The sequence below is a fragment of the Legionella sheltonii genome (assembly GCF_026191355.1).
GTDB classification, from domain to species: Bacteria; Pseudomonadota; Gammaproteobacteria; order Legionellales; family Legionellaceae; genus Legionella; species Legionella sheltonii.
The window spans coordinates 87971-109513 of the sequence record NZ_JAPHOQ010000010.1; the positions used below are offsets into that span (position 1 = coordinate 87971).

The window sequence follows — 21543 nt, forward strand, 5'->3', positions numbered from 1 at the left end:
CTATGATGGATACAACACAACAAATCAATTGCACGTTTCTGAGTGAGTCAGATCTTTATGCAGCTTATATGCCTTTTGTCAAAGGAGGCGGGTTATTTATCCGTACTAAAACAAACTACTCATTTGGTTCAGAGGTTAAGCTATTTGTTAAACTAATGGATGAGGATGAATCCTATGTTGTTGAAGGTAAAGTAATCTGGATTACTCCTAACGGAGCGCAGGGAAATAAAGTACCGGGAATAGGAGTACAATTTATCGGTGAAAACAGCCGCTATTTATGTAATAAAATAGAGACCTATTTAGCAGGCATGTTAAAATCCTCTCAATTTACAGATACAATTTAGGTTCATTCAATATGGGGAACTATTTCTTTCTATTCCTTATGTTGGGCTGACGAACATTTTAAGAGGTCATCCATGTTAGTTGATTCACACTGTCATTTGAATTTTCTCGATTTAGCTGATTTTAATAATGATATGGCGAATGTTTTGGCACAAGCAAAATCAAATGGAGTGCAGCATTTTTTATGTGTTTGCGTTGAATTAAAGGATTATCCACAATTAGAAAAGCTTGCTGCACAATATACTGATATTAGTATATCGGTTGGTGTTCATCCAAATACTGAAATGGATGTTGCTGTTACCTCAAAAATGTTGCTTGATTTAGCAAAGAATCCAGCATGTGTTGCAATAGGTGAAACAGGTTTAGATTATTATCGAACTCATACTGAAGAAGCGCGAGAAATACAACGTAGCCGATTTAAAGCGCATATAAAGGCTGCTTTACAATCTTCAAAACCATTGATTATTCATACTCGTCAAGCAGCAGAAGATACAATCGCATTAATGGCAGAAGAAAATGCCCAACACATTGGTGGTGTTATGCATTGTTTTGCTGAAAGTTTGGATATAGCACATCAAGCCATGGATTTGAATTTTTATATCTCATTTTCGGGAATAGTTACGTTTAAAAATGCAACGGCCCTTCAAGATGTAGCAAGAAAAATACCTTTGGACCGAATACTCATTGAAACGGACTCACCTTATTTAGCACCCGTACCTTATCGCGGAAAACAAAATCATCCTGCACTAGTAAAACATGTGGCGGAAGCTATCGCTGAGCTGCGCGGTATGTCATATGATGAGATAGCTGAAATTACTACCAATAACTTTTATACTTGTTTCAAATTATAGGCGTCTAGACATGTAGCTTCGGTGCGCGCAGTGGCATTGCTATTAAGTGAAAAGAATCCCATCTCCCCAGAGGGGGATGGGAAGTTTCTTAATTTAATCGCAATGCCAAAGCGCTGTATCCAGCTATATGCTTTTAATATTTTCTATTGGGGATCACAGAATGACTTTGTACATAGGCTTGATGTCTGGAACAAGTATGGATGGTATTGATGCGGCGTTGGTTGATGTATCAAAAAACACACTGGTTTATGGGATCACTAATAAGTACAGCGATGAAGTGAAAGCACGCATGGATAATTTGCTCCATGGTTTAGACCTAAGTCTGGCCTCTATTTGTCAACTGAATACATTGATTGGAAGAGAGTTTGCCTATGCAGTAAATCAATTATTACAAAAAGCAAAATTATCAGCCAGTGATATTTGTGCGATAGGAAGTCATGGTCAAACAGTGTGTCATAATACGAATTGTTCTATTCCATATACTTTACAGTTGGGATGTGCTCATACTATTTCAACATTAACTGGTATCACTGTTGTTGCTGACTTTAGAACTCGTGATTTGGTACTGGGTGGGCAGGGTGCTCCTTTTGCACCGCTTTATCATCAGCAGTTATTTAGTGGCAGAAATAATCATATTGCTGTAGTGAATGTAGGTGGTATAAGCAATATTACCTTTATTCATGCAAATCAGCCAACTAAAGGTTGGGATGTAGGTCCTGGGAATTGCCTAATGGATGCTTGGATCATGGAGCAGCAGGGCAAGGATTATGATGCTGGTGGAGAATGGGCGCAACAAGGCGAAATTATTGTTCCTCTTTTTGAAGCATTAATGTCAGATTCTTTCATTACCTCTTCAGCACCAAAGAGTATAGGTAAAGAATATTTTTCCTTATCATGGCTAAAAAACCATTTAAGAGAAGGATATAAAGCAGTAGATATTCAAACAACATTGCTTGCATTTACTGCTCAAACGATTGCGGATTCGGTTTTAAATGAACCCAATCAAGTAGAGCAAATGTATCTGTGTGGTGGGGGCACCCACAATCATGCTCTTTTGCATAGGCTTACTGAATTATTACCAGAAACCCGTGTGAAAAGTATAGCAGAGGTAGGTATTAGCCCTGATTATTTAGAAGCGATGATGTTTGCTTGGCTGGCTGCGCAAACAATAAATCACGTTCCCGTAGATTTAAGTACGATTACCGGATCTCAAGCCCCTGCAATTTTGGGTGCGATTTACCCTAAACAAAAGTAGAATCATATAGTCTGGATATTGTGCTGTGAAGTTCTCGTCATCTCGAGTACAGCGAGGAATTTTCCCTCCTAACACGGTACTACAGCCCTGGAGATCCCTTGCTGTACTGGGGATGACGACGAAAAGAGAACAGAGAATCCTTTAAGTAAAATACATCTGACTTCCTTTTCTGTATTAAGATCATATTGACAAAATAAATATGTATGAGCTTAAATGAGGAATTTCAAACGGAGTGGCCTTAAGTTGAGCGCAAATTATATAGAAAAAACACCTCAAGGAGTAAGTACAAGTCTGGTGACTGCGTATTTTATCTTTTTCCTGGCAGCATCATTTTATTTATATGAATTCATTCTGCAGGTAGCCCCTAGCGTCATGGCTGAATCGATGATGAAAACCTTTGGGGTTACAGGACAAGGATTTGGAGTGATCTCCGCATTTTATTTTTATGCTTACGCACCAACCCAAATACCCGCAGGCGTGTTATTTGATCGTTATGGGCCGCGAAAATTAATGACTTTTGCCATTATCCTATGTGCTCTTGGGTCTGCTTTTTTTGCTTCAACTGACAGTGTACTCACTGCATGTATCGGAAGATTCTTAATTGGAATTGGCTCAGCATTTTCTTTTATTGGAGTGTTGGTTCTTTTATCACGTTGGTTTCCTCCTCATTATTTCGCCATTTTGGCAGGGATCGCCCAATTGATGAGTTCCGTAGGTGCTATGTTTGGTGAAATGCCTTTAGCTTATCTAATTCAGGGTGTTGGCTGGCGTAATGCAAGCTTTATTCTTTCGATTATTGGCTTTATTCTGGCGACATTCTTTTGGTTGTATATCCGAGATTACCCACATCAGAAAAGCCAAGCAGTTCCTGAGCATTACCTCCGTGATGAATGGAAAAGACTTATGGCGGTGTGCAAACATAGTTATACTTGGATAATAGGTGGTTATGCGTTCACAATATGGGCACCCATTGCCGTCTTCGCAGCACTTTGGGGTGTTCCGTATTTACAAGAAAAATTCCAAATAAGCGTGGTTGCCGCTTCAGGACTATGCAGTATGATTTGGATTGGAATCGGTGTGGGGAGCCCCTTATTAGGATGGTTTAGTGATCGTATTCAAAGTCGACGCATCGCGCTCATTATCAGTGCCATTTTAGGTTTGTTTGCGACATTGGTTTTATTGTATTTGCCTGGATTATCTTATGGATGGACCCCATTTATTCTGTTCGTATTGGGTTTAGGCGCCGGAGGGCAAACGGTAAGTTTTGCTGTAGTCAAAGAAAATAATCCACCAGAGCTTGTTGGTACTGCCTCAGGTTTTAATAATCTTTCCGTAGTGCTAGGTGGTGCCTTATTTCAGCCTTTAGTGGGGTACATATTACAGCATACCAACTTATGGCATTTGGTTAATGGAGTGCATGTGTACAGTATTTCAAGTTACCAAATCGCTTTAATGGTGATGCCAATATGCTTTTTAGCAAGTTTGCTGATTGCAAGTTTCGTGTTAAAAGAGTCACATCCAGCATATAAGAAACATTAATTCTAAATAGCCTTAAGTTCACCTTTTCATTTTGGATAGGTGAACCTTTAAAGTGAATCTCCAAACTTAACTCTTAGTGTATTTCAGGGCGTAGGCCTCGAATTATCAATTTTAATTGAACAAGATTCAAGCCCTGACCCTGGGGTATTGTTTCGTTTCAAAATATTATTCTTAACGGCGACATACATCGCTAAAACCACTAGAAACCTTTAAAAGTCATTCCTGGTGCATCGACCACAGAAGTTGAGACATCATCATGAGATGAAGAATGACTAAAAATACTCAAAGAAGAGTGCGGTGTATTTGAGTTTTTCTGGAATGCTCCCTCTCCAGAATCATGGAGTACTTCATTGTCTCTACCAGAAGATTTATATGTACTTAACTCAGTGAATGGTTGCATTAAAAGAGCAGGGACCTCAGTAAAATGGGTACTGGGACCGAACAGAGGGTTCCCACTACAGAGAATAATTGGCTTCTCTTCTGGCAATAAAGGAATAATACCGATAATCGTATTTTCCTCATGCTCGCCACTGAGAATTTTTACAGTATCACACTCCAGGCCTAAGTTTGTAAAGGTGGCTAAATTAATTGTGGTCTGGTCAGTTAGCTTTTTTGCATGTTGAATTATTTCTTCCTTAACATGTGTTTTAAAACTGGCAAAAAGGGTAGATCCCCCTACTTTATCCAAGGTATTACTTTCGTTTAATATAGTTAATATCTCTACGGAAAGTTTTGCAGAAGGGGTATCTAAAAAGAACTCTTTGTTATTGTTATACTCCGCACTTGAATGAGATAGATATGCAGGATTTTTACCAAAATGAAAAAAACACATTCCTCCTGTTATTTCATCATAGACAATCACTGCGCCAAAACGAGAAGCGCCACCATGATTTTGTATTTCCGAACTTTCAGGTGAGGTGAGGGTCAGCGTCGGAGGGACACTATGATAGTAGCCTACAGGCAAGACCCAAAGATGATTACATCTAGGCAAGGCTAATGTTTCTAAAATAGAAAGACCCACAATCCTAAATACAGTTCCTTCTGATAAACTAGATTTATAAATGTCTTGATACTCCAAAATTAATTTTTGCTTTTCCTCTGAAGATTTAGCCCAACTGCTGCGCGTCGAATATTTTTCACTTTCAATTTTATTGAACATTACACGTTCCTATTAAATCAGAATTGATGACTAATACATCGGGTGGTTAAAAGTTTATATTGAATCCATGAGGTGCTCAACTTGTATCAAAGATGAGCGAGAATAAATTAGATGGTTAGGATTTTATTGGTTATTTCAAATGTCATAATTTCTTTATTCCAATAATTAATGGTTCCTGCATAACTCATTCCACATTTGATTAATACATTTTGGGAAGAAGCATTTTCTGGATGGACTACAGCGATTAGTTTTTGCATATTAAGCTTTCGAAAAACTAATTGAATTAGAGAGATAGTGATTTCTGTAGCATACCCTTTGCCCCAGTATTGAGGTAATAAAGCATAAGCGAGTTCAACCTCTGATTGCTGGTCATCATAATTGAAATAAATAAGTCCTGCTCGACCGATAAACTCATCGGAATCTTTTGTATAAACAGAGCCAAGGCTAAATTGATGTTTTTGAAAGTGATGAATGGCTTTTTCTAATCCAACTATGACTTCATTTTTATCACGTTGCCCATGACCGATAAAACGCATCACTTGAGAATTTGATTGCAGTCTGTAGAGATTGTCAAAATCATTCAGAGAGGGTTCGCAAATTATTAATCGTGTAGTTGTCAAAAGTGGGATCATTTAATTTTTTTAGAGCAGGATAGTTAAATTTGAAGAGTATACATTGGAACTGTTAATTAGTTTCAATTATGCATCCAAAATGTAGGGAAAACAAAGCACAAAAATAATTACAGAAACTTTAACATCAGTTGATGTAACCCGAGAGCATCATTTCAAACATATAATCAATGCATTATGCCTTAAATTAAGGGCAGTCAGACTACGCTTATTGCTTTTTACTTATTCAATTCAAAAGACAGAATTAAAACAGGATACATGTTGGCTGAGATGTGGATAGCTGGTTTTCAAGCAAAGAAGCACATTGATTAATTAGGCGTAAAATTATCTGTGTTTTGCTTTCAGTAGTGGTAAAGCTAAAAAAACGTAAATTACAGCCAGAGGTATTTTTGACGGCATGTTTCATATCTTCCTTGAAATCTTGCATCATCCCCGTAACAATTTCATTAAAATAACAAGTTTTGATGTTTTTTTCTGGGTTTGTGCCAGTAAGAAAAGCCAGCATATCACCTACATCGTCTTTGATCTTATCAATGTCTTTTTCTGAAATAGAGGTTCTTAGTGTATCACTCTCATCATTAGAAGTAATCAAATAGGAAACTGCCAATACTGAACTCTCTAGTACGTCGGGTTCGCGTGGAAGCGTAAATTCAACTTGGTTATGGTTGGTATAGAAATACAGCACTTCATACAATTGTAATAATAAGATACCGATACTGGCCTCTTTTTCGTTTGGATCGGATATTTTAGGCAATTCATCAAGCGCAAATACAGTTATAAGATGTATTATTTTTAGAGGGTTTACTGAGTCAAAGCGTATAGTTCTTGTTATTAGGTAGTCGTTGAATAACTCTTGCGCTTCATTTTTGGTTAATTCTCTATCAGCTTCCAGAAAGCGTTTGCATACTAACCTCCCTTTATGATTGGTAAACCCGAGCAAATAGTGCAGCATTTCATTCGGCAAATTATCAAAAGGATTTATAGAGTGGGATGTTAATATGGTAGTCGTTTTCATTTAGTCTATCGTTGAGGATGTGTTACCGTTTAAGTGGAAAATAGCATCATGCTGAATAGTAATTGTACATTGATTGTCATGGTAGCAAGCGTAGGTACTGCCCTTTAAAATCAAGCCCAATTTTCATTAAAAACTTGCTTTTAAGGATGCCAAGCTTTAATTAAAATTTTTTGCAACAAGAGCAGGATAAAGTCTGGAAAAATCGTCTATCCGCCCCACTAGTTAGCATTCAAATTGCTCTAATAATTCAATCTGTTCATTAAGATTTATTATCAGATTTTGCCAATATACAGGAGTATTAAACCATGGAAAACTCAAAGGGAACGCGGGATCGGCCCAGCGTTTTGCGATCCATCCTGAATAATGCAGCATGCGTAGTGTACGCAATGCCTCGATTAAATGGCGCTCACGCGGGTTAAAATCATGAAATTTACAATAACCCTCTAAAATCTTCTCCAGTTGCAAATCCATTTGTTTGGGTTCACCTGAAAGTAACATCCAAATATCCTGTATCGCAGGGCCCATGAGGCAATCGTCTAAGTCAACGATATGAGGGCCTGATTCGGCCCATAACACATTTCCTGCATGACAATCGCCGTGCAAGCGTATTTGATCAATATCGCCTATAGACTTAAATATCTGATTTACTTTCTGTAATGCTGTTTCAACTGTTTTGCAAAAATTTGAGTTTAAGTAATCAGGAATAAAACTTTGTTCAATGAGAAGTTTGTAAGGATCATGGCCATAACTTTGGGGGGTTAATTGGATGCGATGTTGAAATGACCGGCATGCACTAACTCTATGTAAGCGCCCTATAAAACGCCCCATCCATTCTAGTTGTTCGCTATTATCCAATTCTAGTGCGTGGCCGCTGCGCCTGGGAAAGAGTGCGAATCTGAAATCATGATGATGGTGTAAGGTTCGGTCGTTTATAATGAGGGGGGCAATAATGGGAATTTCATGTTGTACTAATTCAAGTGAGAATTGATGTTCCTCTAAAATAGCTGCTGAACACCAGCGATTCGGTCTATAAAATTTAGCAATGAGCGGCTCGGCATTTTCAATTCCTATTTGATAAACGCGGTTTTCATAGCTATTTAGTGCGACTAGGCTGCCTGTGCAAAGAACCCCCGTGCTTTCAATTGCATCCAAAATGGTATTGGGATCGAGTTGCGCATAAGGTGTTTGATTCTCGTGATTCAAGTGCGAATTCTCTGATGGATAAGTATAGGATGTATTATACAGATTGTATGGCAGCAAGCGTAGGTCAACAGCTTATGAGATTATCAAGAAATACTTTGTTCCTGTGAATTAGTGTACCGATGGGCTACACGCTATTGATAGAAAACATGAGCCTATAAAACGGTGGGTTTGTAAACGATTAAAATTGCTGTTCGAAAACTTTTAATTCACCACTATTCAATCAATTTGTAAGATGGTTGGGGTGGGGAAGACTACACTTTATAAATATATAAACCAATAAGTAGCGTTTAAATAATAGTATTCGCGGATTCAATTGCTAATGCAACCACTATCTAACAAGTTTCTTTAGGCAAAAATAACATATCAGGAGTTTTAAATCCTAACATTTTTCTAGGTCTTTCATTAAGTGTTTTCTTAATAGCAATTAAATGTTGAGCTGTCATTAAATCAAAACTGGAACTTTTCTTTAAATATTGCCGTACAAGTCCATTAGTATTTTCATTGAGTCCACGCTCCCAAGATGAATAAGGATGGGCACATGAAAACTAATTTTAATTTTAAAAGATGCTTTTATGCCAATACAATAGCTCTTAGTGTTCCAGCGAATGCAGGGGGCAAATTGGTATTTTGACCTGGGGTGGGTATGTATGACAGTACTGGTTCAAGATATATGTTATTCATTATTTTTGCTTGATAATATATTTGATACATTAATTCAGAAGAGCGATCAGTAATGCGCTGATTGAGCCAAGCAAGCGAAAAACCTGCGCCTAATGAGTCGCCCTCACGATGCGCAATAAGGCCAAATAAAGTAATGCCACCCCCGATAGATTGTTTCATAGGTAACACACTGGAGTTATTGATCCCATATTGATAAAACGCGGAAATCCCGCTGGTATCGTATCCAGGATGGCGATACCATAAACGCTGCGAACCAAATAGATAAGCGCCTGTTGCTTCCATTTCAGTGAGATTGTGCTGCCGAATTAAGCCAGTTTGATGCCATACACCTAGTCCAGCAGTCCCAGGTAAATGATTTTTTCCTAAAACCCAAGCGCCACCCATTTCACTCACTTGAAAATACCTTCCATTAAATGTCGGACCGGTTAAGCCGGTTTGTTTGCCACTAGCGAGATTGCCATCATATATTCCATAGGATAGATACCATTGAGAGATTGGGGCCAAAGTCATAGTAATACCATAAGCAGTATTCGTATAACCGGGCATGATGCCATCTACTTCTGGATTAATAAAAATTGGGGTATAAATTAAACTTGTCACTGCAGGAATGTTAAGTGCGTCAGAACTGAGTGGGGCGGGTTTAATGACGTTATTAAAATCGAGCGTGGTGATTGTTTTTCCAATTCGGACAAATAATTTTTTATCGAAAAGTTCTTGGCGATACCAAAGGGCATAGAGTTCGGAGCGATTAAAAGGATAAACATCGGGTAATGAGTTATATCCTTGTATAATACCCGCTTGTGCATTGGTATTCTGAGCATTTTGTTGCAGAAATTGAGCGCTAAACAACCCACCATCCCATCCAGTAAATTGTCCCATATCCACGGTAAGATCTACTAAAAGAACGCTGTTGGATGTCACTAGGTCCGCATCGGGCACTCCACCTGAGAACAGTCTGTTGGTGTCACCAATCCATGCTCCTTGAAGCATAATTCCATGATTATTTTGAATACCTAGCTTGTTCTCTAAATAACGTTGTAGCACTCCAGAGCCAGTAGTTACATTAACTGCGGCAGGGTTAGAACTAATACTGGAGTTGTTTTCAATCGGTTTTTGATCTGATTTCGTTGGCTTTGTAGGAGGATTTTTTAATGTCTGTGCATTAACAAGGTTATGAATACCATTTAGGAGAATGAGTAAAGTAAAAAATAATAATCGGATCATGATTTTTTTCTTTCAAAAGCATAGACATACGAATCTTTCTTTACATCTTTAACTATATATTTTTCTAAAGCAAGCCCAATCGTTTAATATTGACAAAGAATACCTAACTCTATACCGTTAAATGGAAACTGCTGATGCAGACAAGGACTTTATCTAGAGAAAACAATAATCTATTACGGCGAACATGGAGCGGAACTATGGTTGTGGACTATAAATTATTTTTACTTGTTGGCGCAGTTTGTTTCAATATACTGAATACTGGCGCGGCCTTGGCCCAAGATAATTCAATCAATTCGGTAGGAAAAACAAAAAAATGTTTTCCATACATTGAAAAACTACCTGAGCAAAAACTTATGGCTGCTCCGCTAGAGAGTGCCAACTTAGCACATAAAACCTATATGCTTCCTGCAACGCCTGCAACGACACAATGGGGTGTATACAATAATCATCAACCCCCTGTTTTAACCATTAATCCAGGTGACAGTATTTCTATAGAAACTATGGCTGCTTCCGATAACCAAGTGGTACCAGGTACGCCTATTGAAGAAGTTGTCCGTATGAATAATGCCGTCCCAGGTAGAGGCCCTCATACTATTACAGGCCCCGTCTATATCCAAGGTGCCGAGCCTGGTGATGTGCTCAAAATACATTTTAATAAAATACTGCCTCGAAGCTATGCATCGAATAATAATGTTCCTGGAAAAGGATTATTCCCAGAAGAATTTCCGGAGGGACAAATTAAGTATTTTTATCTCGATGTAAAAAAGATGCAGATGCAATTTGCGCCGGGGATTGTAATTCCACTTGCCCCATTTCCGGGTTTAATTGCAGTAGCACATGAAAAATCTGGTGATTTTGACACAATTCCACCGGGCCCTTTTGGTGGAAATATGGATTTACGTGAAATGAAAGAGGGTACCACATTGTACTTACCGGTTTTCGTAAAAGGGGGGCTACTGTGGACAGGTGATTCGCATGCTGGGCAGGGGAATGGCGAGATCAATCTCACTGCAATTGAAACCGCATATGAAGAGTTCAATATTACAGTTGATTTGCTTAAACACACTCCATTGAGCTGGCCACGTGTCGAAACACCCGATGCATGGATCGCAGTAGGTTATGATGCGGATTTGAACAAGGCTCTTGATATTCTTAAAGGAGAAACGATTAAATTGATTATGGATCAACGTAAAGTATCTCCCGAACAAGCTGAGCAAATTATGTTTGCAACATGGAATTGTCCTATTTCAGAGGTGGTTAATGGAGTAAAAGGTGTTTATTGTATGGTTCCAAAAAAGTCTGAAAAACAAACTCCGTTCCTATTGCCTAAAACGGATACGCCCACTCAATATGTTACTTACGCAAAGGATAATGATATTGAAAATGCAATGAAAAAAGCGTCTATGACTATGCTCAATCGAATCGCTGCAGAGAAAAAGTTAACTCGACTCGATACCTACTCCTTACTTAGTCTTACAATGGATTGTCGCATGGCACCCTATAAAACAGGGGAAAAAGAAGTCCACTGCATGTTAGATAAAAATTTGTGGATTTCTTAAACTATTTATTGTGAATAATAGGAAAATGGAAACCCAGGATTAAAAACTGGGTTCATACCGTACAATCGAGGCTGAGCTAGATTGTGTTATTATTTTCTGCTTTATTTTCTTCCATAATTGCATTTTGACTTGGGAAGAATGTTAAAGCTATAAATATTAAAAATAGGAGTTGAATCGCATTACAATAAAGTCCGAAATGAAAATTATTGTGATATTTATAGAAAAAATTAGCTAACTCTGTTCCTATCGCACCTACAACCATAACACATAGACTAACCAATGCCGACGCGGTGCCCTTGCTTACAGGGGTTACAAAAAGACAGTATCTGTTTAAAGGTGCATTAATCACACTGAGTGCAAAAAAATAGATAATTGTCCCAGGAAGTAAATGGTAATAAGCATTACCATAAAGGTATGGAAGCAATGAAGTTAAAATGGCCCCAATAACCATAATAATACAGCCCCAAAAAATGATTTGTTTAATTGTGTATTTGTAAGTTAATTGATGTAAAAACCAATTACCCAAAATGGTCGCACCAAATACAGGAAGTTGCCAAAGTCCATATTGAATCACCGTGAGTTTCGCTTCAGAAATCAAAATAATAGGGGCTAAAGCAATCCAAGCAATACATGGGATACCTACAGTACCTGCGGCCAAGGTTCCAAAGACAAATGCTTTATTAGTAAACAAATCTTTATAATTTCGTAATACTTTATTTGCTGAGAACTTGGTTTTTGGTGTTACTTCTCCATTCTTTTTTGTCTGGCCAATCGGTTCAGGCATGTATTTCCATAATCCCCATAATGTAATAAGAGCACCCAGAGCAATGGTTATGAAAATATAACGCCAGGAAGTGTAATGAATTACTATAGCTCCCATCAGTGGGCCTAATAAGGGAGCAAGAATTGCAACGTTTGCCATGATCGAGATTAAACGAATGGCATCCATTTCTTCAAATATCTCTTGAATGGTCGCATAACCTATGACGCCAATAAAGCATAATCCCATACCTTGAAAAAAACGTGCGAACAGAAATTGAGACATTGAATTGGAGCTGGCAATAAATAGGGTAAAAATAAAAAATAGAAATGCACCAAGAAGCATCATGGGCCTGCGCCCATAACTATCAGATATAGGACCTAAGAAAATTTGCAAGCTTGCACCTCCGAGAATATAAACACTCAAAGAAGTGGCTACCGCTGATTCAGGCGCATTAAAAGACTGGACCACATGAATCATCCCCGGCATGATCATATCGTTGGCTATATAAGTTAAAAACTCATACATGACAAAAAAACAGGTAAATACTAAAGCTTGTCTTTTGGTTATAGGAATAAGGGGGTCAGTCATAGCAAGAGCCCTTGTTGTTTAATTTTTTCTTTAAATGTGCTGTCTTGTAATTTTGTGGCTAAATTTTATATACTCTTTTGATGCTCAATTTTTATGAAACGATCTTTATGAAATGGTATTTTTTTGGCAAAGATAATGGCAATCCTGAAATTTATGAACATTTAATGATCTACATTCTTAGTCTACTCGATCCTAAATCGCAGTTCAAGGCATCTCTGGTAAACCATGCATGGAAAGAGATGGTCGAGTTAACTCAGAAATACATGAGCTTATTACCCACAATTCATCGCATACCGCTGCTTTCAAAAGTGGGGTTGGATGCGCTGAGATTAAAATTATTATCAGGTGGAATGACCAATACAGTGTACAGAGTACAAATGGGTCCTAATATTCCTAAGTTGCTTGCCAAAATCCCTGGAATCAATCCTCATCTCATCGAGCGTAGCCAATTCAAACGATGGGTATTACGAATTCCTGGAGAGGTGTCCTCATTTTCAATATCGCGTGAGCACGAAGGAGAAAATGCGCGCAAAGCATCAGTCTTGGGACTTAATGTACCCATAAAACACTTTGAACCTGATGGATTACAGTTGATGGAGTACATTGAAAATGCTCATGATTTAGACAAAGAAACATTGCAACGTATTGACATATTGACCACTCTAGCAAGTATGGCCAAACAACTGCATACGTCGGAACGTTTTGACAATGACACAGCAGTTTTCGAACGCAACGAACAGTTATTGGAACGGTTAAAAAGTAAAAGTTTTGTGGTTCCTGAGAATACAGACTTTATAGTAGAACAGATGATTGCATTGAAGAATTTATTTTCTTCGTATCACGTTGAGATGAGCCCATGTCATAATGATTCGACACCCCTAAATTATATGATGGCATTTTCTGGACCAAAGAAAGAGAAAGTGTTCTATCAAATTGATTGGGAGTATTCCGGTAATAACGACTTTATGTGGGATCTGGTTTATTTTGCAATTGAAGCAAAACTGAGTAAAGAGCAAGAATTAATTTTTTTTAAAAGCATACTTCGGAGATAAAGAACTTACAGAGTCGGTATTGGCCTGGTTTACTGCCTATAAACCGGTAGTCGAATGGTGGATAACCCTTTGGTCGTGGACCCAATTAGCCAATAAAGCGAAATCTGTGAGTGAGGAAGACTATGCAAAGCTAGGAACAGAACGCTTTGCAAAAACGTTAGAACATTTGCAGAGTGATGATTATCGGAATGCACTTGAGATTATTAATGCCGATAAGTTGCTGCCTTCTTTTAATGGTCATAGGTCTTTTACAATCTAATGGTAGCTTGCGTACGACGCTTTCCAGTCATCCCGAGCGCAACGAATGATCTCCACGCTTGTAGCGGTGTTACGATGGAGATCCTCGATACACTCGGGAGGTCAGGGGCGCTAGACTTATGTGACTACTCATTTTATGACATATGACTTAAAAATTCTTGCAGATGCTTTTTATCTTGCTCTGAACGTAAATAAGTTTTTAGCAATTCCAATAAACGATGATATTCATCATGTTGGAGTACGCCACGCATGAGCTCAAACCGTAAAAAAACACAATATGTATTGAGAACATCTGTTTCACAATAATCGCGAATACTTTTTATTTGGCCTAATAAATACTGTTCCCAGACTTTAGAACCACTCATGCCCATTTTTCCAGGAAATCCCAGCATACTGGAGATTTCATCCAGTGGAGCAAACGCTTTATTTTGATATCCTGCAATCACATCCATGAGATCAAGATGTCGATAATGGAAGCGGCTTAAGTAATTATTCCAACGAAAATTTTGTTGATTTTCTCCTGTTTCCCAATAGGTAGGTGCGGTGATGCCATGCAACATGGAACGATAATGCAAAACCGGTAAATCAAACCCGCTGCCATTCCAGCTCACTAGTGTTGGTGTATGTTTGTCGATTCCAGCAAAAAAACGGGTGATTAATTCCTTTTCATCAGAGGCTTCATCACCTAACGACCATACTTTTATTTGTGACCCATGGCTCATCACCAAAGAAATAGCACAAATTTTTTGTAAATAATGTGGCAAGAAATCGTTACCTACTTTAGCTCGCCGTAATGCAAACATTGCTTCTGCGGTGTCTTCATCAGACAGACCGTGTAAATCATATAAATTACGGGCTGTTTCAATATCAGGAATTGTTTCTATATCGAATACAAGAATGGTCATCGGTTTAGTTTTCTTTTACTGTAAATGAACCCCTATCTTAGCACGGGGTAGGGTGAGGAAATAGTAGGTTTTACAATTCTACCTCTTGCTACGTCATCTCGAGTGCAACGAGGGATCGTCACACGGTAACACACGGAATGACGAGGTGATACTACGGTTTCTAAAATCATTCCATTTTGGTTCATTCGAACGAATGTATGCAACAGCCAATTTATATAAAAGTATATCTCCAGTTCATCATGATTATAATTCAAGCGTAGATTGTAGTTATCAAATTTGTTAAAATGCTCAATTTTCAGGTTTGGTTGCTCATGGACGCTTTGTTGCACATTTTTAAGAAATTACGAACATTCTTTTTTTTAATATTTGCTTTAATTCTTACTGCATGTGTTAGTCATCCTCCTGCGGATGTTAATAATCTTTGTAATATATTTAGGCAATATCCTAAATGGTATCGAGATGCTAAGGATGTGGAACGCCGATGGAAAGTTCCAATTCCAGTACAAATGGCAATCATCCATCAAGAATCAAAATTTAACGCACGAGCACGACCACCTCGTCAGAAGCTCTTTTGTATTATTCCTTGGAAAAGACCTTCGTCAGCTTATGGATATACCCAAGCACTACATGGAACTTGGAATCACTACAAACAAAGTTGTGGTGGATGGTTTGCTTCCCGGGATGATTTTGCAGATGGTGTGGATTTTATTGGATGGTACGCCAATGAAGCGTATAAAAGAGCAAGGGTGCCTCGAACAGATGCGTATTTACTTTATTTGGCCTATCATGAAGGTATAGGTGGTTATCAACGTAAAACTTATTTGAGAAAATCATGGTTAATACCCGTTGCTCGCAAAGTAAAAGCGCGCTCACAACTTTATGCAATGCAGCTTAATTCGTGTAAAAAATATTAGAACAACACTATTGGTGCTAATGTTTTCCTGAATTTGTGACGTAGAAGCTTAGGGTAAATTTGAATTTATATGGTTTAATAAGTAATAATATATTCAGTAATTGAAACTGATATAGATCACTAAGGAGTTTTTAATGCGATTAATGCTTTTGGGTGGGCCGGGTGCAGGAAAGGGAACCCAGGCTTTGCGTTTGATTGAACGTTATCAAATTCCGCAAATCTCCACAGGTGATATGCTGCGTGCTGCTATTGCGCAAGGAACTCCTTTGGGACTCAGTGCCAAAAAGATTATGGAAACGGGAGGATTGGTTTCCGATGACATTATTATTGGGCTAGTCAAAGAACGTTTAAAAAAGAGCGATTGTGCCAATGGCTTTTTATTTGATGGTTTTCCTAGAACAATTGTACAGGCAGATGCCTTGAAGCAGGCAGAAATTTATTTAGACCACGTTATTGAAATTGATGTTGATGATGAAGAAATCATTAAGCGTATTAGTGGAAGACGTATCCATCAACCTTCTGGCCGTGTTTATCATATCCAAAATCACCCTCCAAAACATGACGGAATAGATGATGTTACAGGAGAAGCTTTAATTCAACGTGAAGATGACAAAGAAGAAACGGTAAGAAAGCGTTTGGAAGTTTATCGTAATCAAACAGCCCCTTTAGTTCATTACTATAAGTCTTGGGCTGAGAGTGGCACCCATGGTGCTCCTGAATTCCATAGTATTATTGGAGCTGGAGATGTGGATGATGTATTCCAAAAAATTGTTAACTCAATTGAAGCTAAGGAAGAAATATGACCAGCCTTAATATTACCAGTTCTGAATTTGAATCTTTAATTAACGAAAATGAAATTGTATTCATTGATTTTTGGGCAGACTGGTGTGCTCCATGTAAACAATTTTCCAAAGTTTATGAGCAAGTGGCTGAGCAGTTTCCAAATATAAAATTTGCAAAAGTAAATATTGAAGCAGAACAACAATTGTCGGATTTCTTTGAAATCCGCTCTATCCCGCATCTGATGGTATTCAAAGAAGGAATTGTGATTTATTCAAATGCGGGCAGTATGCCAGCTTCAACGCTTAAAGAATTGGTTGAACAAGCAGTGGCTGTTGATGTCAGTGCAATAAAAGAGGAGCTTCGGCAGAAGGATAAGAAGTAACCTTTGATAAGTAATTTGCCAATTCTTTTTTACCTGTTTCATCAATGATTAGATCAAGCTTTGTTCGGCGTTTGAGTATATCTTCACAATTTTGTGCCCATTCTTCTAAAATCAGATAATCTACTTCTACTTGATAGAGATAGGTACAATATTTTTTTCCCAAGGATTCTTTGCTATTACAGGAGGAAAGGAACAATTCCATGCGACTTCCATAAGTATTCAAATAACGATTAAATAAGTCTGTATCCATCCATTTATATTTTTCTTTAGCATAATGAACGTACTGTTCAAAATTCATTTGTTCAAAAGAGGCTCCTGGTAATGGGGTTGATGCCGTGGTCGAAGGGCCCATTTGGGGAAATGTTGGAAGGAGTTGATTGATAACCTCCTCTGCTAATTGCCGGTACGTAGTAATTTTTCCACCATAAATGGTAACACTGGGTGCGGGGTTGAGATGGACTTCATATGAATAATCACGGCTTAAAGCTTTGGCCTCTTTGTTTTCGTCAGCGAGCAAGGCTCTGACACCACTCCAAGTATAAATAATATCTTGTGCTGATATCTTACTTTTAAAGTACGAATTAACCAAATCAAGCAAATAATGAACCTCTTCATCGCTGATGCTTGCATTACCTGGATTTCCAGTGAGTGGAATATCAGTGGTACCTATCATGCTAAATCCGTGGTATGGAATAACAAAAATTACCCGTTTGTCTTGATGTTGTAATAAATATGCGTGATTGCCCTCATAAATTTGAGGAACAATAATGTGGCTTCCCTTAATTAAACTGATTTTTTGTCGATCGGGGATCTGCGTGAGTTGTTCCACCGATTTGACCCATGGACCAGCCGCATTAATTACTGATTTGGCACAGAGTGTATAGCATGGGCCTACTTTAGGTTGAACAGTTAATTGCCATAAGTTATTTACAACGTCGATATGAATCACTGTAGAGTGGGTTCTTATGCTAGCCCCATGGTTTTTTGCTTGGATTGCATTGACAATGGTTAAGCGAGCATCATCAGTTACAGCATCATAGAATAGAAAACCCATATCTAATTGATTAATTAAAGGGTCAAAATATTCCATTTTGCTTTTTCTATAAATGGTTTTGCATTTGGGTAAACGATTTTTGCTACTTAAATGGTCATAAATAAAAAGACCTAAACGTAAAAACCAAGCGGGTCGCATATGCTTTTCATAAGGTAGAACTAAGGCTTGGGGATGTACTAAATGGGGTGCTAAATCTAAAAGGCGTTGTCTTTCGGTGATTGCTTTTTTCACCATACCAAATTCATAATTTTCTAAATATCTAAACCCACCGTGAATTAGTTTTGTGCTGCTTGAGGAAGTTTTAGAGGCTAAATCATCTTGCTCCAAAAGGACTACAGATAATCCTCTTAATGACGCATCTGCAGCACAACCACAGCCATTGATGCCGCCACCGATAATTGCAACATCAAAAACCGAATTCATATTTTGGTCTCCATAAAAAAAGTATACACTTACAATATACACATAATAGCTGGGACAAGGAACTCTGCAACAATGAATTATTTACTGGCAATCGATCAAGGAACGAGTAGTACCCGTGCCATGATATATACTGTTCATGGCGAATTAGTTACTTCCAGTCAATACCCACTTACTCAACATTATCCGCAAAGCGGATGGGTCGAGCATGATCCAGAAGAAATATGGCAAAAAACTCTAACTGCCATGCGTGATGTTGTATCTCAGGTTCCTGTGGAGCAAATAGTGTCTTGTGGTGTAACAAACCAAAGAGAAACTACAGTAATCTGGAATAAAAAAACTGGAGACTGTCTTGCACCGGCTATTGTTTGGCAAGATCGGCGAACCGCTGAATACTGCAAAACATTAATAGCTGATGAATCGATGATTCAAGAAAAAACGGGTTTAATACCCGATCCTTATTTTTCAGCGACTAAGCTAAAATGGCTTTTAGATAATAATCCTGAAGCAAAAGCATTAGCAGATAAAGGTGATTTAGCTTTTGGCACTATTGATAGTTTTCTTATCTGGCGTTTGACTACGGAACATTTACATTTAACTGATGTGACTAATGCATCAAGGACCATGCTTTTTAATATTAAGGAAGAACAATGGGATTGGGATTTGCTCGAATATTTTAGAATACCCGAGTCCGTATTACCTAAAGTCTGTGCAAGTGATAGTCAATTTGGCCTGATAGATAAAAAGTGGTTGGGTATTGAACTTCCCATTACCGGGGTTGCTGGCGATCAGCAAGCCGCATTAATTGGTCAGGCCTGCTTCAACATTGGCATGATAAAAGCCACTTTTGGAACAGGTGCATTTTTATTGCTTAATACAGGAAGTAAGGCGGTTTTATCGCAGCATAAACTTCTGACAACCATAGCCTATAAGATTCATGGAAAAACAGTTTATGGATTAGAAGGCAGCATTTATCATGCGGGTACCACTGTAAAGTGGTTACGAGATTCAATGCAACTTATTTCTCATGCTGATGAAACCGAAACCTTAGCAAACTCATTAAAAGGAAATGACGGGGTTTATTTAGTTTCAGCCTTTACGGGTTTAGGTGCTCCCCATTGGTTATCGGTACCAGGAGCATCCATGGTCGGTTTAAGCTTATCCAGCAGCAGAGCTCATTTTGCCAGAGCTGCGTTAGAGGGTGTTTGTTACCAAACGCGCGAAGTATGTCTTTGTATGCGCGAAGACAGTCAATTGGATTTGTCCTTATTGCGTGTTGATGGTGGAATGGCAGTCAATCAGTGGTTCTTACAATTTTTAGCAGATCAGTGTCAACTGAAAATACAAAAACCTAAAGATATCGAGACCACGGCTAAGGGCGCAGCGATATTGGCTGCTTTAGGATGTGGTGTTTTTAATTCTTTAGATGAACTCAATGCAATCTGGAGTGTGGAGCAAGAATTTAGTCCACAAAGGGCTTTAGAGGAAGTAGAAATGGATTATCGGGGCTGGCGCCAGGCATTGCAAAAAGCAAAGTGGTAGTTACAGACTTCTATTAACCGCCCATCATCCCTCGTTACCGCGGGATGATGGGTGTGTGCTAAACTAGGCTATTAAGGTACATCTCTAGTTTTTTCGCCAGTGTATAGCTGACGTGGTCTACCAATTCGTGACTTGGTGGCAACCATTTCCATCCAATGACTCATCCAACCCACAGTTCGAGCCAAAGCAAAAATTACTGTAAACATATTGGTTGGAATTCCTAGAGCACTTAAAGTCAAGCCTGAATAGAAATCAACATTGGGATAAAGTTTTTTCTCAATAAAATAATCGTCTTCAAGGGCAATGCGCTCCAGTTCCATAGCCAGTTTGAATAATGGCTCATCTTTTGCACCTACAGCTTCCAAGACATCATAGCAGGTTTGACGCATTACTTTTGCTCGAGGATCATAACTCTTATATACACGATGCCCGAATCCCATTAATCGGAATGGATCATCTTTATCCTTAGCCCGTTTAATGTAATGTTGAATGCGATCAACGCTTCCAATTTCTTTGAGCATGTTCAGGCATGCTTCATTTGCACCCCCATGTGCAGGCCCCCATAATGCCCCGATACCTGCAGAAATGCATGCAAAAGGATTCGCACCTGTTGAGCCAGCGAGACGAACAGTCGAAGTGGAAGCATTTTGTTCATGGTCTGCATGCAGAATAAAGATTGTATCCATGGCACGGACTAGAACCGGATCAGGCGTAGACTCTTCTGTTGGTACGCTAAACATCATATGCAAGAAGTTTTCCGCATAAGACATTTTATTTTGTGGGTAAATATACGGTAATCCTATGGAATATTTATAACTCATTGCTGCAAAAGTAGGCATCTTAGCAACCATGCGAATTGCAGAAATAAAGCGATCTTCGGCGTTATTTATATCCATAGTCTCATGATAGAACGCAGAAAGCGCACCAACCATACCCACCATAATTGCCATGGGATGCGCATCACGACGAAAACCATTTAAAAATTGATACATTTGTTGATGTACCATGGTGTGATTGTTAATTAAGCTAACAAATTTTTTCTTTTCTTCAGCATTAGGTAATTCGCCATTAAGTAAAAGATAGCTTACGTCAAGGAAATCTTTTTTCTCGGCCAATTGCTCGATAGGGTAGCCCCGATAGAGCAATATACCTTTATCGCCGTCTATATAAGTGATTTTAGATTCACAGGAGGCAGTTGATAAATAACCCTGATCAAAAGTAAAGACGCCACTCGCCCCCAATTTCGTGATATCAATAACATCATTTCCTAAGGTAGGCGTATATACGGGTAATTCAAGCGGCTCTTGGCCTTCAAGGCTAAGTTTAGCTGTTTTATTGGTCATTGCTTCTCCTGATAAAGGATTCATATTGATTGTGCGTGGCACTATATAAAAATGCTCACTTACAGTCAATTTTATTATGGTTT

The 21543-nt window shown here is 38.5% G+C and carries 19 protein-coding genes and 2 pseudogenes; 11 read left to right on the forward strand and 10 right to left on the reverse strand.

Features of this window, described 5'->3' with window-relative positions; genetic code table 11:
- Window positions 1–5 precede the first annotated feature (5 nt).
- The 4 genes from OQJ26_RS12460 (at window position 6) to OQJ26_RS12475 (ending at window position 3987) form a co-directional block, all read left to right on the forward strand.
- Window positions 6–344 (forward strand): PilZ domain-containing protein, encoded by a 339-nt coding sequence (locus OQJ26_RS12460; protein ID WP_265704183.1) that lies wholly within the window; start codon window positions 6–8, stop codon window positions 342–344.
- A 72-nt stretch (window positions 345–416) separates the two neighbouring features.
- On the forward strand, window positions 417–1193 hold the full coding sequence (locus OQJ26_RS12465; protein WP_265704097.1) for a TatD family hydrolase: 777 nt from the start codon (window positions 417–419) through the stop codon (window positions 1191–1193).
- 160 nt (window positions 1194–1353) lie between these two features.
- Window positions 1354–2448, forward strand: a complete 1095-nt coding sequence (locus OQJ26_RS12470; RefSeq protein WP_265704098.1) for an anhydro-N-acetylmuramic acid kinase — start codon at window positions 1354–1356, stop codon at window positions 2446–2448.
- A gap of 243 nt (window positions 2449–2691) precedes the next feature.
- Window positions 2692–3987 carry an MFS transporter gene (locus OQJ26_RS12475; RefSeq protein ID WP_265704099.1) on the forward strand — a complete coding sequence of 432 codons (1296 nt, stop codon included), beginning with the start codon at window positions 2692–2694 and terminating at the stop codon, window positions 3985–3987.
- A gap of 199 nt (window positions 3988–4186) precedes the next feature.
- On the opposite strand, the gene OQJ26_RS12480 is transcribed toward OQJ26_RS12475, so the two are convergent.
- From OQJ26_RS12480 to OQJ26_RS12495, 4 genes are all read right to left on the reverse strand, one after another.
- Window positions 4187–5146 (reverse strand): hypothetical protein, encoded by a 960-nt coding sequence (locus OQJ26_RS12480; protein ID WP_265704100.1) that lies wholly within the window; start codon window positions 5144–5146, stop codon window positions 4187–4189.
- Window positions 5147–5253: 107 nt separating this feature from the next.
- Entirely contained in the window at window positions 5254–5766 is a 513-nt protein-coding gene (locus tag OQJ26_RS12485; protein ID WP_265704101.1) for a GNAT family N-acetyltransferase, read from the reverse strand.
- A gap of 253 nt (window positions 5767–6019) precedes the next feature.
- Window positions 6020–6790, reverse strand: coding sequence for a hypothetical protein (locus OQJ26_RS12490; RefSeq protein ID WP_265704102.1), 771 nt, complete (start codon window positions 6788–6790; stop codon window positions 6020–6022).
- Between the two features lie 222 nt (window positions 6791–7012).
- Window positions 7013–7993, reverse strand: a complete 981-nt coding sequence (locus OQJ26_RS12495; RefSeq protein ID WP_265704103.1) for a serine/threonine protein kinase — start codon at window positions 7991–7993, stop codon at window positions 7013–7015.
- Between the two features lie 214 nt (window positions 7994–8207).
- Between OQJ26_RS12495 and OQJ26_RS12500 the strand changes: the two genes are divergently transcribed.
- Window positions 8208–8273 (forward strand): hypothetical protein, encoded by a 66-nt coding sequence (locus tag OQJ26_RS12500; RefSeq protein WP_265704184.1) that lies wholly within the window; start codon window positions 8208–8210, stop codon window positions 8271–8273.
- 52 nt (window positions 8274–8325) lie between these two features.
- On the opposite strand, the pseudogene OQJ26_RS19545 reads toward OQJ26_RS12500, so the two are convergent.
- Together OQJ26_RS19545 and OQJ26_RS12510 are read right to left on the reverse strand one after the other, a co-directional pair.
- Window positions 8326–8538 (reverse strand): annotated as a pseudogene (locus OQJ26_RS19545) (transposase); the annotation flags it as partial.
- A 25-nt stretch (window positions 8539–8563) separates the two neighbouring features.
- Window positions 8564–9898 (reverse strand): carbohydrate porin, encoded by a 1335-nt coding sequence (locus OQJ26_RS12510; RefSeq protein WP_265704104.1) that lies wholly within the window; start codon window positions 9896–9898, stop codon window positions 8564–8566.
- Between the two features lie 134 nt (window positions 9899–10032).
- Between OQJ26_RS12510 and OQJ26_RS12515 the strand changes: the two genes are divergently transcribed.
- Window positions 10033–11457 carry an acetamidase/formamidase family protein gene (locus tag OQJ26_RS12515; RefSeq protein WP_265704105.1) on the forward strand — a complete coding sequence of 475 codons (1425 nt, stop codon included), beginning with the start codon at window positions 10033–10035 and terminating at the stop codon, window positions 11455–11457.
- 76 nt (window positions 11458–11533) lie between these two features.
- Here OQJ26_RS12515 and OQJ26_RS12520 read toward each other — a convergent pair whose 3' ends face one another.
- Entirely contained in the window at window positions 11534–12808 is a 1275-nt protein-coding gene (locus OQJ26_RS12520) for an MFS transporter (RefSeq protein ID WP_265704106.1), read from the reverse strand.
- A 107-nt stretch (window positions 12809–12915) separates the two neighbouring features.
- Here OQJ26_RS12520 and OQJ26_RS12525 point away from each other — a divergent pair.
- A pseudogene (locus OQJ26_RS12525) lies at window positions 12916–14119 on the forward strand (phosphotransferase).
- Between the two features lie 133 nt (window positions 14120–14252).
- Here the strand turns inward: OQJ26_RS12525 and OQJ26_RS12530 are convergent.
- The gene (locus tag OQJ26_RS12530; RefSeq protein WP_265704107.1) at window positions 14253–15023 is read right to left on the reverse strand and encodes a 3'-5' exonuclease; all 771 of its coding nucleotides are present in this window, start codon (window positions 15021–15023) and stop codon (window positions 14253–14255) included.
- A 311-nt stretch (window positions 15024–15334) separates the two neighbouring features.
- On the opposite strand from OQJ26_RS12530, the gene OQJ26_RS12535 reads away from it, so the two are divergent.
- The 3 genes from OQJ26_RS12535 (at window position 15335) to OQJ26_RS12545 (ending at window position 17101) form a co-directional block, all read left to right on the forward strand.
- Window positions 15335–15937 (forward strand): transglycosylase SLT domain-containing protein, encoded by a 603-nt coding sequence (locus tag OQJ26_RS12535; protein WP_265704108.1) that lies wholly within the window; start codon window positions 15335–15337, stop codon window positions 15935–15937.
- A 133-nt stretch (window positions 15938–16070) separates the two neighbouring features.
- Window positions 16071–16739, forward strand: coding sequence for an adenylate kinase (gene adk / locus OQJ26_RS12540; RefSeq protein WP_265704109.1), 669 nt, complete (start codon window positions 16071–16073; stop codon window positions 16737–16739).
- Window positions 16736–17101: a thioredoxin family protein gene (locus OQJ26_RS12545; protein ID WP_265704110.1), complete on the forward strand. Its 366-nt coding sequence runs from the start codon at window positions 16736–16738 to the stop codon at window positions 17099–17101. The genes adk and OQJ26_RS12545 overlap by 4 nt, the downstream gene beginning before the upstream one ends.
- Here OQJ26_RS12545 and glpD read toward each other — a convergent pair.
- Window positions 17058–18578, reverse strand: a complete 1521-nt coding sequence (gene glpD / locus OQJ26_RS12550; protein WP_265704111.1) for a glycerol-3-phosphate dehydrogenase — start codon at window positions 18576–18578, stop codon at window positions 17058–17060. The two genes, OQJ26_RS12545 and glpD, sit on opposite strands and share 44 nt — an antisense overlap.
- Window positions 18579–18650: 72 nt before the next feature.
- On the opposite strand from glpD, the gene glpK reads away from it, so the two are divergent.
- The gene (glpK, locus tag OQJ26_RS12555; protein WP_265704112.1) at window positions 18651–20117 is read left to right on the forward strand and encodes a glycerol kinase GlpK; all 1467 of its coding nucleotides are present in this window, start codon (window positions 18651–18653) and stop codon (window positions 20115–20117) included.
- Between the two features lie 71 nt (window positions 20118–20188).
- Here glpK and gltA read toward each other — a convergent pair whose 3' ends face one another.
- Window positions 20189–21460, reverse strand: a complete 1272-nt coding sequence (gltA, locus tag OQJ26_RS12560; RefSeq protein WP_265704113.1) for a citrate synthase — start codon at window positions 21458–21460, stop codon at window positions 20189–20191.
- Window positions 21461–21543: the final 83 nt, after the last annotated feature.

Coding starts and splice junctions, on each gene's coding strand:
- OQJ26_RS12460 (WP_265704183.1), top strand. CDS start 6: ATGGATACAACACAACAAATCAATTGCACGTTTCTGAGTGAGTCAGAT.
- OQJ26_RS12465 (WP_265704097.1), top strand. CDS start 417: ATGTTAGTTGATTCACACTGTCATTTGAATTTTCTCGATTTAGCTGAT.
- OQJ26_RS12470 (WP_265704098.1), top strand. CDS start 1,354: ATGACTTTGTACATAGGCTTGATGTCTGGAACAAGTATGGATGGTATT.
- OQJ26_RS12480 (WP_265704100.1), bottom strand. CDS start 5,146: ATGTTCAATAAAATTGAAAGTGAAAAATATTCGACGCGCAGCAGTTGG.
- OQJ26_RS12490 (WP_265704102.1), bottom strand. CDS start 6,790: ATGAAAACGACTACCATATTAACATCCCACTCTATAAATCCTTTTGAT.
- OQJ26_RS12510 (WP_265704104.1), bottom strand. CDS start 9,898: ATGATCCGATTATTATTTTTTACTTTACTCATTCTCCTAAATGGTATT.
- OQJ26_RS12515 (WP_265704105.1), top strand. CDS start 10,033: ATGCAGACAAGGACTTTATCTAGAGAAAACAATAATCTATTACGGCGA.
- OQJ26_RS12520 (WP_265704106.1), bottom strand. CDS start 12,808: ATGACTGACCCCCTTATTCCTATAACCAAAAGACAAGCTTTAGTATTT.
- OQJ26_RS12530 (WP_265704107.1), bottom strand. CDS start 15,023: ATGACCATTCTTGTATTCGATATAGAAACAATTCCTGATATTGAAACA.
- OQJ26_RS12535 (WP_265704108.1), top strand. CDS start 15,335: ATGGACGCTTTGTTGCACATTTTTAAGAAATTACGAACATTCTTTTTT.
- adk (WP_265704109.1), top strand. CDS start 16,071: ATGCGATTAATGCTTTTGGGTGGGCCGGGTGCAGGAAAGGGAACCCAG.
- OQJ26_RS12545 (WP_265704110.1), top strand. CDS start 16,736: ATGACCAGCCTTAATATTACCAGTTCTGAATTTGAATCTTTAATTAAC.
- glpD (WP_265704111.1), bottom strand. CDS start 18,578: ATGAATTCGGTTTTTGATGTTGCAATTATCGGTGGCGGCATCAATGGC.
- glpK (WP_265704112.1), top strand. CDS start 18,651: ATGAATTATTTACTGGCAATCGATCAAGGAACGAGTAGTACCCGTGCC.
- gltA (WP_265704113.1), bottom strand. CDS start 21,460: ATGACCAATAAAACAGCTAAACTTAGCCTTGAAGGCCAAGAGCCGCTT.